Source organism: Streptococcus parasanguinis, assembly GCF_009717775.1.
GTDB classification, from domain to species: domain Bacteria; phylum Bacillota; class Bacilli; order Lactobacillales; family Streptococcaceae; genus Streptococcus; species Streptococcus parasanguinis_AG.
The window spans coordinates 122,357-135,864 of sequence record NZ_WMZF01000002.1; the positions used below are offsets into that span (position 1 = coordinate 122,357).

General features: G+C 44.5%; 13 protein-coding genes. 8 read left to right on the top strand and 5 right to left on the bottom strand.

Annotated elements, in window-relative coordinates; translation table 11 throughout:
* The first annotated feature begins 201 nt into the window (after positions 1–201).
* Positions 202–2,316 carry a surface-anchored 5'-nucleotidase gene (locus tag GMC92_RS04740; RefSeq protein WP_173019405.1) on the top strand — a complete coding sequence of 705 codons (2,115 nt, stop codon included), beginning with the start codon at positions 202–204 and terminating at the stop codon, positions 2,314–2,316.
* A gap of 66 nt (positions 2,317–2,382) precedes the next feature.
* On the opposite strand, the gene GMC92_RS04745 is transcribed toward GMC92_RS04740, so the two are convergent.
* From GMC92_RS04745 to GMC92_RS04755, 3 genes are read right to left on the bottom strand one after another with little or no spacing between them, the layout of a single operon-like run.
* Positions 2,383–2,790: a hypothetical protein gene (locus tag GMC92_RS04745; protein WP_155199981.1), complete on the bottom strand. Its 408-nt coding sequence runs from the start codon at positions 2,788–2,790 to the stop codon at positions 2,383–2,385.
* Positions 2,771–3,673 (bottom strand): phosphodiester glycosidase family protein, encoded by a 903-nt coding sequence (locus GMC92_RS04750; protein ID WP_070846159.1) that lies wholly within the window; start codon positions 3,671–3,673, stop codon positions 2,771–2,773. Before GMC92_RS04750 ends, GMC92_RS04745 begins: the two co-directional genes overlap by 20 nt.
* Positions 3,660–4,712, bottom strand: a complete 1,053-nt coding sequence (locus tag GMC92_RS04755) for a bifunctional glycosyltransferase family 2/GtrA family protein (RefSeq protein ID WP_155199888.1) — start codon at positions 4,710–4,712, stop codon at positions 3,660–3,662. Before GMC92_RS04755 ends, GMC92_RS04750 begins: the two co-directional genes overlap by 14 nt.
* A gap of 303 nt (positions 4,713–5,015) precedes the next feature.
* On the opposite strand from GMC92_RS04755, the gene rpsF reads away from it, so the two are divergent.
* The 4 genes from rpsF to GMC92_RS04775 all read left to right on the top strand — a co-directional run bounded on the left by rpsF (position 5,016) and on the right by GMC92_RS04775 (position 6,783).
* Positions 5,016–5,306 carry a 30S ribosomal protein S6 gene (rpsF, locus tag GMC92_RS04760; RefSeq protein WP_003005040.1) on the top strand — a complete coding sequence of 97 codons (291 nt, stop codon included), beginning with the start codon at positions 5,016–5,018 and terminating at the stop codon, positions 5,304–5,306.
* A 20-nt stretch (positions 5,307–5,326) separates the two neighbouring features.
* Positions 5,327–5,824, top strand: coding sequence for a single-stranded DNA-binding protein (locus GMC92_RS04765; protein ID WP_049486245.1), 498 nt, complete (start codon positions 5,327–5,329; stop codon positions 5,822–5,824).
* A 41-nt stretch (positions 5,825–5,865) separates the two neighbouring features.
* Entirely contained in the window at positions 5,866–6,105 is a 240-nt protein-coding gene (rpsR, locus tag GMC92_RS04770) for a 30S ribosomal protein S18 (protein ID WP_000068664.1), read from the top strand.
* 156 nt (positions 6,106–6,261) lie between these two features.
* Positions 6,262–6,783: a GNAT family N-acetyltransferase gene (locus GMC92_RS04775; RefSeq protein WP_023919016.1), complete on the top strand. Its 522-nt coding sequence runs from the start codon at positions 6,262–6,264 to the stop codon at positions 6,781–6,783.
* Positions 6,784–6,817: 34 nt separating this feature from the next.
* Here the strand turns inward: GMC92_RS04775 and GMC92_RS04780 are convergent, their stop codons facing one another.
* Together GMC92_RS04780 and GMC92_RS04785 are read right to left on the bottom strand one after the other, a co-directional pair.
* Positions 6,818–7,495, bottom strand: a complete 678-nt coding sequence (locus GMC92_RS04780; RefSeq protein WP_003008618.1) for a DUF1129 domain-containing protein — start codon at positions 7,493–7,495, stop codon at positions 6,818–6,820.
* Between the two features lie 27 nt (positions 7,496–7,522).
* Complete coding sequence (locus GMC92_RS04785) at positions 7,523–8,467, bottom strand: magnesium transporter CorA family protein (RefSeq protein WP_031576884.1); 945 nt, start codon at positions 8,465–8,467, stop codon at positions 7,523–7,525.
* Between the two features lie 121 nt (positions 8,468–8,588).
* Between GMC92_RS04785 and uvrA the strand changes: the two genes are divergently transcribed.
* From uvrA to GMC92_RS04800, 3 genes are read left to right on the top strand one after another with little or no spacing between them, the layout of a single operon-like run.
* Positions 8,589–11,414 (top strand): excinuclease ABC subunit UvrA, encoded by a 2,826-nt coding sequence (gene uvrA, locus GMC92_RS04790; protein ID WP_155199889.1) that lies wholly within the window; start codon positions 8,589–8,591, stop codon positions 11,412–11,414.
* Positions 11,411–12,478 carry a M24 family metallopeptidase gene (locus GMC92_RS04795; protein WP_155199890.1) on the top strand — a complete coding sequence of 356 codons (1,068 nt, stop codon included), beginning with the start codon at positions 11,411–11,413 and terminating at the stop codon, positions 12,476–12,478. The genes uvrA and GMC92_RS04795 overlap by 4 nt, the downstream gene beginning before the upstream one ends.
* A gap of 56 nt (positions 12,479–12,534) precedes the next feature.
* Complete coding sequence (locus GMC92_RS04800) at positions 12,535–13,503, top strand: TIM44-like domain-containing protein (RefSeq protein ID WP_155199891.1); 969 nt, start codon at positions 12,535–12,537, stop codon at positions 13,501–13,503.
* Positions 13,504–13,508 lie beyond the last annotated feature (5 nt).

Here is a 13,508-nt window from a genome sequence, read left to right on the forward strand (position 1 = left end):
TGAACAGCAAGTAACAAAAGGAAGAGGATGAGAATAGATGTTCGGAAATCAAGCGTTTTCTGATAAAATTGTAAGAGTTTCCAGGAAAATATTGAAGTAAAACCGAAAAAATAGTAAAATGGAAGAGCTGATTGCAGCAAATCAACTGTTCTGCGTTCTCCTTTTTGGAGAAGTGTTTTACATTAGAAAATGGAGTATTCTATGAAGAAAAAAATTATCTTGAAAAGCAGTATCCTAGCGGTCGCTGCGGGTCTTAGTGTTTTTGCGATCAATAGCGTTTTTGCAGACGAATTGCCCGTGCAGTTCATGGGCGTTAATGACTTCCACGGTGCCTTGGAACAAACAGGGACAGCTCGTTTAGAAGGCGAAACTGTGAAAAACGCAGGAACAGCCCCACTTTTGGCAACCTATTTGAACGATTCGCAAAAAGACTTTGAAACGGAGAATGCCGGAACGCCAAATGCCAGTATCCGTGTGCAAGCTGGAGATATGGTCGGCGCAAGTCCAGCCAACTCTGCCCTCCTTCAAGATGAACCAACTGTAAAAGTCTTCAATGAAATGAACTTTGAATACGGAACCCTTGGAAATCACGAGTTTGACGAAGGACTTGGTGAATTCAACCGGATCATGAAGGGAGAAGCCCCAACACCTGGTCAATTCAACAAGATCGTCGATGAGTATCCTCATGAAGCTTCCAAACAAGAAGTTGTAATTGCCAACTTGGTTGACAAGGATACCAACAAAATCCCATTTGACTGGAAACCTTATACCATCAAAGAAATCCCAGTCAACGATAAGACCGTTAAGGTCGGATTTATCGGGGTTGTTACGACAGAATTCCCAAATCTTGTCTTGCGTAAAAATCATGAACAATACCGTGTTTTGGATGAAGCAGAATCGATTGCCAAATATGCGCGTGAATTAAATGACCAAGGAGTTCATGCGATTGCTGTCTTGGCCCACGTTGCTGCCACTAGTAAGAATGGTGTAGCAGAAGGTCCGGCTGCAGACATGATCAAAAAATTAAACCAAATCTATCCTGAAAACTCAGTGGATATCGTCTTTGCAGGTCATAACCACCAATATACAAACGGGATGGTTGGAAATACCTTGATCGTTCAAGGTACGTCTCAAGGGAAAGCTTACTCGGATGTCCGTGGTGTCCTAGATACAGATACAGCTGACTTTGTCAAAGCTCCAACTGCTAAAATTATTGCGGTGGATCCATCGAAAGGCAAAGCAAAAGATGCCAAGGTTCAAGCGATCATCGATGATGCCAATGCGACGGTTAAAAAAGTAACAGAAGCAAAAATCGGTACAGCAGACAAAGCTGAAAATATTACACGTGAGTTGAATGCGCAAAAAGAAAGTGCTGTTGGAGATTTGGTCACAGCAGCGCAACTAGATATTGCCAAAAAATCAGGTTATCCAGATGTTGACTTTGCCTTCACCAATAATGGAGGAATCCGTGCAGACCTCGTGGTGAAACCAGACGGAACAGTCACTTGGGGTGCAGCTCAAGCGGTGCAACCATTTGGAAATATCCTCCAAGTAGTCGAAATTACCGGAGACCAAATTTATAAAGCTTTGGACCAACAATATGATGAGAAAGAGCTTTACTTCTTGCAAATGGCAGGGATCAAGTACACCTATACAAAACCAGCCGATGCAACAGAAGAAAATCCATATAAGGTTGTGAAAGCTTACAAGGCAGATGGAACCGAAATTGATCGCAACAAGACCTACAAGGCGATTATCAATGACTTCTTGTATGGTGGTGGTGATGGATTCTCAGTCTTCCGCGATACAAAATTGATCGGTGCGATTAATCCAGATACTGAAGTCTTTATCCAATACATCGAAGATGTGAATAAGGCAGGGAAGAAATTGTCTGCTTCAATCTTGGGCAACAAGACCTTTGTGGAAAAAGTGGAAGAAGAAACACCTACTCCAGAACCACAACCAACCCCACAACCAACTCCAGAACCACAACCACAGCCAGCGCCAGTTGATCCAGTAAGTCCTGTAAATCCAGTCCATCCTGTGGCTCCAGTGTCTCCTGTTACCCCAACTCCTCAACCTGAAACTCCAGTAACTCCAGCTCAACCAGCTGCAAGCGAAACAAAAGAAGTGGCAACAAACAAACCAGTCGCTGTCACTTATCATACAGGTGGTCAAGCGGAAGTAGTTGCTACACCGGCAACCGGTCTTCCAAAAACAGGTCAAGATGAATTGGCTTCAACCGTCCTTAGCCTCTTTGGTATGACCTCACTAGCTTTAGCAGGCTTTGTAGCCAGCAAAAAACGTGAAGGCTAAGTTCTTCATCCGTTAACTTACCCTAAAAAACGTCCGTTCTATAAAGAAACGGACGTTTTTGATGTCTTAGGCTGTTTTCTCCACCCAGACACTGCGGACAAAGAAGAGGCTGATCAGAGCTAGTGCTAGAAAGGCGACTCCAAGGTAATAATAGGGTTGATCCATTGTAGTAGATCGACCAGAGAGGTTGACAATCCCTCTGTAGAGGGCCCCGGCTGTGAGCGTAGCCACTCCTGAATTCCAAAGATTGAGACTCAGGCGAGAGAGGCCTTTCACCATGAACTGTAGAGCCACTAGTAGGGCACCACCGATCAAAGGTATTAAGAAGAGATAGTGCATGAAGGCAGAGGTTTCGCCAAAACTAAAGTGTTCATAGATGCGACTTCCAACGAAGAAGAAAGCTGAAATTAGAGAATACCAGAGAATCGTTTTTTTCAACCGTTGTTTGATAGGATTAGTAACCGATGTAGACAATGTCACTCACCGCCCTTTCTGAGATAGTACCATTTGTTGTTGGTTTGTTAATAACTTGGCCATTGAAGTAAAGGGTAGAAGATCCACCCCCATCCAGGTTGTAGGCTGTTTTAACACCATAAGACTTCATCACTTCTGCTAATTGGTAGAGAGACAGGCCTTGGCTTTCTGAAGTCCGTCCGTCTGACACGACGATAATGTAGTGGTTTTCATCGATGATCCCAATCGCTGTCCGTGGATTTGACGCCATAGATTGCCCGACCTCTGAGTTGGTATCGACGGTAATTTCTCCATTTTCAACTAAGGAAGGACCGAAAGCGAGGAGATTGACGACCCCGTCTTTGACCAATTGATCCGCAGAGATCTCATCTTCGTAGATAATTTTGAAGGATCCATCCTTGTAAATGGCTAAGTCACCATTGCTTGAATCTTCCCGAACGGTATCGCGGTAGACCACTCCATTTCGGATGACGTATCCTGTACTGTTAGCCCCGTAATAGTCACCATTCACTGCTAGAATGGCACTGTTGTTGGCAGCTGTGACAGAGGTCTTGGCTGTCACGTTGGTTCCGTATGTGTTTTGTGCAAAGGCTGTTTTGAGGTAGTCAGATGAGCTGACTGTAATATCTGCAATGTAAACCTGGGTATTTTCAATCGTTTTTTCTGTTAGGCTCACCTGGATATTGTCATCTGAATAGCTAGTATCGGTCGTTGTTGCCGATGCAGCTGCTTTTTTTGCTGCCTTGGTGTCCGTAGTCGTAGCTTTTACGGTTTGGATGGCATCGGATAAGACAAAAGTCTTGAGCATCGAGTAGCTAAAACTGCTGGTTAAAAGAAGGCCAAAGCAGGCAGCATAGGTGTAGGATTTTTTAAAGAATTTCATGGTGGGGAGCTGTCCTTTCTTTGAAGATTACTTTTTTCTGGATCACCCATGAGACCAGAAAGAGGAGGAAGCCAACGACAATTTTACTGATCAGGAGATTGAGCCCGAAAGCAGTATAGAAGAGTCGAATCAAGAGCGTATCGAGAATAAAGAGGCCGAGGGCTAGACCAAAGTAGCCACTTCCTGTTTTAGCGACGCTGTCTTTATTCTTAAAGACCAGGTGCTTGTTAGTCGAGTAGTTAAAAATGGAACTCGTCACACGAGCGATCCCGTTCGCTAGGAGAATGCGAAGACTAATGGGCACGGCCATCATCACGAAAAGGAAGAAAGCGTAGACCAAGTAGTCTACGATAAAACTACTTAGAGAGGAGAGGGCAAACTTAAACATGTCCTTGTAGATCATGAGGCCATCTCGGATAGGACGGAAGTGGGAACCTTCATTGTCATTGATGTAGACTGTTTCAATCGGAACTTCTAGGATGGGGAAGGACTTGCTTGCTGCAAGGAGAACATTCATCTCATATTCATAACGCCGTCCGTCAACCTCAAGCATGAAAGGCAAGAGATTCGTAGTAAAAGCCCGTAAGCCTGTTTGGGTATCGCTGACCGCCACTCCGGTTTGTTGTTTGAAGAGAAAGCGAGTCAATTTATTCCCGAAAGCAGAACGCAAAGGAACTTTTCCAGAGAAGGCGCGGGCTCCTAGAATAAGTGTTCCAGGATGCTCTTGAGATTGGTTAACAACCCTGAAAATATCCCAAATTTTGTGCTGACCGTCTGCATCAGCTGTAACAATGCTTCCATAGGTACCTCTTTCTAGGATGTAGGCATAAGCAGTCTTGAGAGCTTGCCCTTTTCCTTGGTTGTGCTCATGAGTCAGAACTGTCGCAAGACCCTCTAATTTGTCAAAAATTACTTTCTTGTCAGCGTCACTCCCATCGTCGACCACGATGATGTGGAGATCGCTCTTAGCGTGGACCAAGCGAACCAGTTTGACAAGATTCAGATCTGGTTGATAGGCGGGGATGATAAGATAATTCATAATCGTTCCTCGTTTCTTGAGATTTGTTGTAGCTAGTATAAAGACTCAAGCTTAAAGCTAACTGATATCAGTTTTCTTTAAGGAAAGAGGAGAAAGAAGGGAAAGAGTTTTTTCTATAAAATGTCATATTTTAGGACATTTCTTTCTTTTTTCTCAAAGGGAACGGCAAAAATCATTTTTCAAATCCTAAAGATAATTCTTGCCTTTGTTCGAAAAGTCTGGTATAATAGTTTCTTGTGAGTAAACCTCACTTACCCCTTGCAAAGACAGGGGGTCATTAGTCCAAAAGGAGGAACATTATCAATGGCTAAATACGAAATTCTTTATATTATTCGTCCAAACATTGAAGAAGAAGCTAAAAACGCTTTGGTAGCACGTTTCGATTCTATCTTGACTGACAACGGTGCAACTGTTGTTGAATCAAAAGATTGGGAAAAACGTCGTCTTGCATACGAAATCCAAGATTTCCGTGAAGGACTTTACCACATCGTAAACGTTGAAGCGAACGACGCTGTAGCTCTTAACGAGTTCGACCGTCTTTCAAAAATCAACGGTGACATTCTTCGTCACATGATCGTAAAAGTTGACGCGTAAGAAATCATCAGAGGTGACTTATGATTAACAATGTTGTACTTGTCGGTCGTATGACCCGTGATGCTGAACTTCGCTACACTCCAAGCAATCAAGCAGTTGCTACTTTCAGCCTAGCTGTCAACCGCAACTTCAAGAGTCAAAATGGAGAGCGCGAAGCCGATTTCATCAACTGTGTGATCTGGCGTCAGCAAGCAGAAAACTTAGCCAACTGGGCTAAGAAAGGTGCTTTGATTGGGATTACCGGTCGCATTCAAACACGTAATTACGAAAACCAGCAAGGTCAACGTGTTTATGTCACTGAAGTCGTAGCAGACAGCTTCCAACTATTGGAAAGCCGTGCAGCACGCGAAGGGCATGCAGGTGGTGGCTATTCATCAGGCAACGGTGGTTTTGCTGGAAATGCAACTCCAAGCTTTGGTGGATCTGAACCAAGCAATGTAGCGCCAAACTTTGGTCGTGAAGAAAATCCATTTGGAGCGAATCCAATGGATATCTCAGACGACGATCTTCCATTCTAAGAATGGGTTTAACGAATTAAAACTATAAAGGAGAATTAAACATGGCTCAACAACGTCGTGGCGGATTCAAACGCCGTAAAAAAGTTGATTACATCGCAGCAAACAAAATCGAATATGTCGATTACAAAGATACTGAGCTTCTTAGCCGTTTCGTTTCAGAACGTGGGAAAATCCTTCCTCGTCGTGTAACTGGAACTTCAGCGAAGAACCAACGTAAAGTAACAACAGCTATCAAACGCGCTCGCGTAATGGCTTTGATGCCTTTCGTAAACGAAGATTAAAAAAGAGGTCCAGTGGACCTCTTTTTCACGAGCTTGAAAACAAGAAAGCGAGTAAGACCCTGGTGGGTCTTTTTTTCAGGTCCGGTGGACCTCTTTGACCTTTCCCTAGCTCTAATCGTGTTATAATGTGGGAAGAAATGTATCAAGGAGGGAACTATGAAGGAAGGTGTAATCATCAGGAGGATGATAAAGGCAGATATTGAGCACATCTCTCAAGCCTTTATCCACCAAGGGTGGCCAGGTAGAGAGGATATCTTGACTAGCTATTTTCAAGAGCAGGAGAATAGAGAGAGGGACGTATTAGTAGCTGAGTCGGATGGATTTGTGGCAGGCTATATCACTATATTGCCTGCTGCCAAGCACGGCCCTTTCGTGGGAGTCTATCCTGAACTATCTGATTTTAATGTTTTTGAACCATTTAGAAATCGAGGGATTGGGAATCAACTCTTAGAGGAGGCAGAAAAAAGAGTCCGGCTACTATCAGAGATTGTTACTTTAGGGGTTGGTTTACACTCGGGTTATGGCCCAGCTCAAAGACTGTATGTCAAACGGGGCTATATCCCAGATGGATCTGGGGTTTGGTTTAGTGATCACCCCTTAGCCCCTTACAGTTCTTGTGAAAACAATGATGACTTAGTCCTCTATTTTTCAAAAAGATTGAACAGGGAAATACAGTAAAACAAAAACGGATGAAAACTTCATCCGTTTCTTTTTAGCGACGAGTTGCGGGTGCTGTGCTCGAACTTTTAATATTAAAGCGTTTCTTGAGGTAGAAGCGAAGGACAAGTGCTAAAGCTCCTAAAACGATGGCAAGGACATCTGGAATAGTTGGGTTGAGAACCTGTGGGAGTAGGGAAGTAAAGGACAAGACAATGACCCAAAGGAACATGACTCCAACAAGAATCGGCATGGATTTCCAAAGAGAGGGACGCTCGCTGCGATCTTTGGTGCCATCCATATACTGATAGAAGAAGTAGTACATGAGATACAAGAGCAGGGCCCCTGTCAAACTTCCAAGAATCAAGGTGATCAACCCATAGCCAGTACGACGCGGTGCGACCAAGTTCATAAAGGCGCTAATCGCAGCAAAAACACCAAAGATAAAGAGGAAGGAATCCAAAATCATGAGAGAGGGAGCATCGTTTAATTTCGGATGCTCTTTTTCATAGCGTTCTTTCTCGCTGAAAGAATTCGCCCATACAGTTGGAGCTCCAAAAAGGGTCCGTGCCGGAATTCCTTTTCCTTGGTTTTCATGGATAGCTGGAAGAATTTCTTGGATGAGGCTTTCTGCTTCTTCCTCTGTCTTTCCGTTTTCAAGCAATTGGTGTTTGGCGATCCGGATAAATTCTTGATTTTTCTTACTAAGTTGATGAAGGTCGGTTTGAGACATAGTTACTCCTTTGATGTACAAGTTTGGTTAGAACCATTTTTTATGGATGAGGTAGACGACGAGAGACCCGGTCAGGGCAAAGGCGATGAAAATGATCAGCCAGAAGGCGTTTGGTTCTCCATTGAGCGGTAATTCATTGTCTTTGAAGTTCATCCCGTAGGCCGAGAAAATCATGGTTGGGATGGACATGACGATGGTCACCATGGCCAAGGTCTTCATGATGTTATTCTGGTTGTTGGAGATGATTGATGCGAAGGTATCGGTCATGGAGTGGAGGATGTTTCCATAAATATCCGCCATCTCAATGGCTTGCTGGGTTTCGATCAAGGTATCTTCCAGTAGATCTTCGTCTTCTAGGTATTTCTTGATGTTGCTAGTGGCACTGGTCAATTTCTTGATCACGCGCTCATTGGTTTTCAGTGAGGCCTTAAAGTAGACGATGGTTTTTTCTAACTCCATCAACTCAATCAGCTCTTCATTACGCGTTGATTTGTGCAATTGGCTTTCAATCTGTTCGCTCTTTCGATCCAGGGTACGAAGCGCAGATAAGTAGAGTTCAGCATTGCGATAGAGGATCTGAAAGATAAAGCGTGACCTCATAAAGGTATAGAAATTCCGCAAGCGTCGGTTGATAAAGATATCGAGAAGCGGCAATTTCTCCAAGCAAGTCGTGATGATAGCCTCTTCTGTTAGGATGATTCCCAAAGGGATGGTGACATAGTAGGTCTGATTGTTCCGCTCTTCCTTGATGGGAACGTCTACGATAATCAAGGTATACTCATCTTCGATGGTCATACGGGACATTTCTTCCGCATCGAGTGGTGCCCGTAAGTCTGCAATATCGATATTAAAAGCAGAGGCGATTTCCATCGATTCACTTTGAGAAGGGTTAACAAGGTTGATCCAGCTACCAGGTTCCAGCGTCTCTATTTCTTTAAATTCAGTCGTTGTCGATAAAAAGACCTGTTTCATGGTGCCTCCCCTTGTTTTTTTACACCTTAACATTATATCAGAAAAAGGACGGTTTTGGATAAAAGAATACTAAAAAATTTGTTATAATGGAGGTTAACAAAAAGGTGATTAGAGTAAGAACATGCAAGATAAAATTGTCATTCATGGGGCACGCGCCCATAATTTAAAAAATATAGACGTGGAAATTCCACGGGACAAATTAGTCGTGGTGACGGGTTTGTCTGGATCTGGAAAGTCCAGTCTGGCCTTTGATACTCTCTATGCAGAAGGCCAGCGCCGCTACGTGGAGAGCTTATCAGCCTATGCCCGGCAATTCTTGGGAAATATGGAAAAGCCAGATGTGGACTCCATTGACGGCTTGAGTCCAGCCATTTCCATCGACCAAAAAACGACCAGTAAAAACCCCCGTTCTACAGTGGGGACGGCAACAGAGATCAATGACTACCTGCGCCTGCTCTATGCGCGTGTAGGGACCCCTTATTGTATCAATGGGCATGGAGCGATTACCGCTTCTTCGGTTGAGCAAATTGTCGATCAAGTCTTAGAATTACCAGAGCGCCAACGCCTGCAAATTCTAGCTCCTATTATTCGCAAGAAAAAAGGCCAGCACAAGAATATCATTGAAAAGGTGCAAAAAGACGGCTATGTCCGGGTGCGGGTCGATGGTGAGATCTATGATGTGACAGAGGTTCCAGAACTATCTAAAAGCAAGCAGCACACGATTGAAGTGGTTGTGGACCGAATCGTGATCAAAGAGGGCATTCGCTCGCGGCTCTTTGATTCGATTGAAGCAGCTCTTCGGATTGCGGATGGTTATGTCGTGATTGATACCATGGATGGCAAAGAGCTACTCTTTTCTGAGCATTATGCTTGTCCAGTCTGTGGCTTTACCGTTCCTGAATTAGAGCCCCGCCTCTTTTCTTTCAATGCGCCTTTTGGATCTTGTCCAGACTGTGATGGGTTGGGTATTAAGCTAGAGGTGGACTTGGATTTGGTGGTGCCAGATGATCGCTTAACCCTTCGCGAAGGAGCACTTGCTCCTTGGAATCCGATCTCTTCCAACTACTATCCACAGATGTTGGAGCAGGCCATGATCCACTTTGGCGTTGATATGGACCAGCCTTTTTCCAATCTTTCTCAAGAAGAAAAGGACTTGGTCCTCTATGGTTCAAATGGCAAGGAATTCCACTTCCACTATGAAAATGAGTTTGGTGGGGTTCGAGATATTGAGATTCCTTTTGAAGGGGTCGTAAACAACATTCACCGTCGTTTCCGTGAGACCAATAGTGATTTCACCCGCAACCAAATGCGCTCTTATATGAACGAATTGACCTGTGCGACCTGCCACGGCTACCGTCTCAATGACCAAGCTCTCTCTGTTCGTGTCGGAGGAGAAAAGGGGATGCATATCGGGGAAGTGTCAGATCTATCAATTGCGGACCACTTAAAAGCCGTGGACCAGCTGGTCTTAACGGACAATGAAGCTACGATTGCAAGACCGATCCTAAAAGAGATCAAGGATCGCTTGACCTTCTTAAACAATGTGGGGCTCAATTACTTGACCTTGTCACGATCGGCTGGAACCTTATCAGGTGGAGAAAGCCAGCGCATTCGCTTGGCAACCCAGATCGGGTCCAACCTCTCTGGTGTCCTTTATATCTTGGATGAGCCGTCTATCGGCCTCCATCAAAGGGACAATGACCGCCTGATTGCCAGTCTCAAGAAAATGCGCGATTTAGGCAACACCTTGATCGTCGTCGAACATGATGAAGATACCATGAGAGAGGCAGACTACCTGATCGACGTCGGCCCAGGTGCCGGTGTCTTTGGGGGAGAGATCGTTGCGGCAGGAACTCCAAAGCAGGTAGCTCGCAACAGCAAATCCATCACTGGACAGTACTTGTCCGGCAAACGCAAGATTCCAGTTCCAACAGAACGCCGTTCAGGAAATGGCCGTTCTATTGAAATTACTGGAGCCAGTGAGAATAACTTACAAGACATCACAGCGCGTTTTCCTTTGGGCAAATTTATCGCAGTCACTGGAGTTTCCGGTTCTGGGAAATCGACCTTGATCAATAGCATCTTGAAAAAAGCCATCGCTCAAAAGCTCAACCGCAATTCGGAAAAACCAGGGAAATACAAGACCATTCAGGGGATTGAGCATATCGATCGCTTGATCGACATTGATCAAAGCCCGATCGGTCGGACCCCTCGTTCCAATCCAGCAACTTATACAGGCGTCTTCGATGACATTCGAGATCTCTTTGCTCAGACCAATGAAGCCAAAATTCGGGGCTATAAAAAAGGCCGCTTTAGTTTCAATGTCAAGGGTGGGCGTTGCGAAGCCTGCTCAGGAGATGGCATCATCAAGATTGAAATGCACTTCTTACCAGATGTCTTTGTTCCTTGTGAAGTTTGCCATGGACGTCGTTACAATAGTGAGACCCTCGAAGTCCACTACAAGGAAAAAAATATTGCAGAAGTGCTGGATATGACGGTCAATAAGGCAGTTGAATTCTTCAAGCACATTCCAAAAATTGAACGCAAACTCAAGACCATCCAAGATGTGGGCTTGGGCTATGTAACGCTGGGGCAGCCAGCGACCACCCTTTCAGGTGGGGAAGCGCAGCGGATGAAGTTGGCTTCTGAATTGCACAAGCGCTCTACAGGAAAATCCTTCTATATCTTGGATGAACCAACGACCGGACTCCATACCGAAGACATTTCTCGCTTGATCAAAGTCTTAGAGCGTTTTGTGGATGATGGCAATACAGTCCTTGTGATTGAGCACAATTTAGATGTTATTAAGACAGCAGACCATATCATCGATTTAGGACCAGAAGGTGGTGTTGGTGGTGGAACCATTATTGCGACCGGAACACCAGAAGAAGTAGCAGCAAATCCTGCTAGCTATACAGGACAATATTTGAAAGGAAAACTACAATGAATCAACGGATCAGCAACTTAAGAAACAAAATGAAAGCTCAAAACCTCAAAGCGGTGTTGATTAACAATTTGAAAAATGTTTATTATTTGACCAATTTTTGGGGTTCAAACGGGACCGCTTTGGTGACAGAAGAACGTGTGGTACTCTTTACAGATTCGCGCTACACCATCCATGCCCATGCGACTTGTTTCCCCTTTGTAGAGATTGTGGAAACCCGCGATGAGTTGACTGCAGCTGCAGAGATCGTTAAGGACCTTGAAATCAAAGAACTTGGTTTTGAGGACGAAGTGACGGTGGCCTACCATGCCCGCATGGCTTCTGTTTTCAGTGGCATCAGCCTTCAATCCCTAGCGAACTTTGTCATGGAATTGCGCTTGATTAAAGATGAAACGGAGATTGCGGCCATTAAAAAAGCTTGTAGCATCTCTGACCAAGCCTTCCATGATATTTTGGATTATATCAAGGTAGGGAAAACGACAGAGTTGGAAGCAGCGACTTTCCTAGATTTTAGAATGCGGGAGTTGGGAGCTTCTGGTGTATCTTTTGATATTATTTCAGCAGCTGGTGAACGCTCTGCCATGCCTCACGCGACTCCAAGTGATCGGGTGATTTCAGCAGGAGATGCCTTGACCCTTGATTTTGGTTGCTTGTATAACCACTATGTCAGCGATATGACACGGACAATCTATGCAGGACATGTCAGCGACAAGGAAAGAGAAATTTACGAAACAGTTTTGAAAGCCAATCAAGCCTTGATTGATGCGGCTAAAGATGGACTTGGCTTCCGTGATTTTGATAAAATTCCACGTGATGTGATCGAGGCAGCCGGCTATGGTCAATACTTTACTCATGGAATCGGTCATGGAATTGGGCTAGATATCCACGAAGAACCATATTTCAGCCAAACGTCTAAAGAAGCGATTCAAGCAGGGATGGTCTTAACAGATGAGCCAGGTATTTATATCGAAGGTCTCTCTGGTGTGCGGATCGAAGATGACCTCTTGATCACAGAAACAGGCTGTGAAGTCTTGACCCTTGCTCCTAAAGAATTGATTGTCCTATAAAATAGACAGTATTTTCTTAACCCCTGTGTAACAAACAAAGATAAGAAATGAGGCCTATGAAAAAACGAATTTTAGTATTGGGAATTCTTCTAGTAGCCCTTCTATTTGCATTTGCTCCTTCTGCCCATGCTGGTGTCGGCAATACGCATAGTGGTGGTAGTAGCACTATTCATTCTGGCGGTGGTGGTGGTAGTAGCTGGTCTGGAGGTGGCAGTAGCTGGTCTGGTGGCAGTAGCTGGTCTGGTGGATCCAGTAGCTACAGTTCTAGTTCTGGATCAGACTCTGGTGGGGCGGTAGCAGTTGTCGCCATCATTGGATTGATTGGATTTGTCTATAATATTGCAAAAGAGGCTAATGAGAGTGATGATTCGTCCTATTCAAATAGTGGTCCAAAACGGACAACCGAAGAACGGGCTGGTCGACCAATTGAGAACAACTATGAAGCGATTCGTCGCATCCGTAAACTGGATCCAATGTTTGATGAAGACCGCTTCTTGTCGCAAGTTAAGCTGGTTTATCTTCAATTGCAGTCTGCCTGGACAGAAAAAGATTGGAATTCCGTGCGGAATCTAGAAAGTACGAGTCTTTATGAGCAACACTTGACGCAGTTGCAAGAGCATATTCGCGCCAAAACAACCAATGTTCTTGAGCGCGTGCGTGTGGAAGATTCGAAGATCAAAGACTTTATCGAAAATCCAGATGGTAATGACCGCATCGAAGTCATTCTGTCATCGACAATGAGAGATTACATCCGAAATGATGAAACGGGTCGTGTGATCGAAGGGGATCCAACCAAAGATCTCTTTACTGTTTACCGCATGGTCTTCCTCCGTGAACATGGAGCGCAGACAGAGATCATTAAGAATTCAGAAGTCGTTAGTGATCATTGTCCGAACTGTGGTGCGCCATTGACGATTGATTCAATCGACAAGTGTGAATATTGCCAAGCATCCTTGAAGCACAATCCAAAAGATTGGGTCTTGGATGTCTACGAAGTTGTGGATGAAATTGAATTCTACAGATAGGAGAA

What these genes read in the sequence shown, in the direction of transcription:
- uvrA (WP_155199889.1), top strand. Translation starts at nt 8,589, where the DNA reads ATGCAAGATAAAATTGTCATTCATGGGGCACGCGCCCATAATTTAAAA.
- GMC92_RS04755 (WP_155199888.1), bottom strand. Translation starts at nt 4,712, where the DNA reads ATGAATTATCTTATCATCCCCGCCTATCAACCAGATCTGAATCTTGTC.
- rpsR (WP_000068664.1), top strand. Translation starts at nt 5,866, where the DNA reads ATGGCTCAACAACGTCGTGGCGGATTCAAACGCCGTAAAAAAGTTGAT.
- GMC92_RS04775 (WP_023919016.1), top strand. Translation starts at nt 6,262, where the DNA reads ATGAAGGAAGGTGTAATCATCAGGAGGATGATAAAGGCAGATATTGAG.
- GMC92_RS04795 (WP_155199890.1), top strand. Translation starts at nt 11,411, where the DNA reads ATGAATCAACGGATCAGCAACTTAAGAAACAAAATGAAAGCTCAAAAC.
- GMC92_RS04800 (WP_155199891.1), top strand. Translation starts at nt 12,535, where the DNA reads ATGAAAAAACGAATTTTAGTATTGGGAATTCTTCTAGTAGCCCTTCTA.
- rpsF (WP_003005040.1), top strand. Translation starts at nt 5,016, where the DNA reads ATGGCTAAATACGAAATTCTTTATATTATTCGTCCAAACATTGAAGAA.
- GMC92_RS04765 (WP_049486245.1), top strand. Translation starts at nt 5,327, where the DNA reads ATGATTAACAATGTTGTACTTGTCGGTCGTATGACCCGTGATGCTGAA.
- GMC92_RS04780 (WP_003008618.1), bottom strand. Translation starts at nt 7,495, where the DNA reads ATGTCTCAAACCGACCTTCATCAACTTAGTAAGAAAAATCAAGAATTT.
- GMC92_RS04785 (WP_031576884.1), bottom strand. Translation starts at nt 8,467, where the DNA reads ATGAAACAGGTCTTTTTATCGACAACGACTGAATTTAAAGAAATAGAG.
- GMC92_RS04750 (WP_070846159.1), bottom strand. Translation starts at nt 3,673, where the DNA reads ATGAAATTCTTTAAAAAATCCTACACCTATGCTGCCTGCTTTGGCCTT.
- GMC92_RS04740 (WP_173019405.1), top strand. Translation starts at nt 202, where the DNA reads ATGAAGAAAAAAATTATCTTGAAAAGCAGTATCCTAGCGGTCGCTGCG.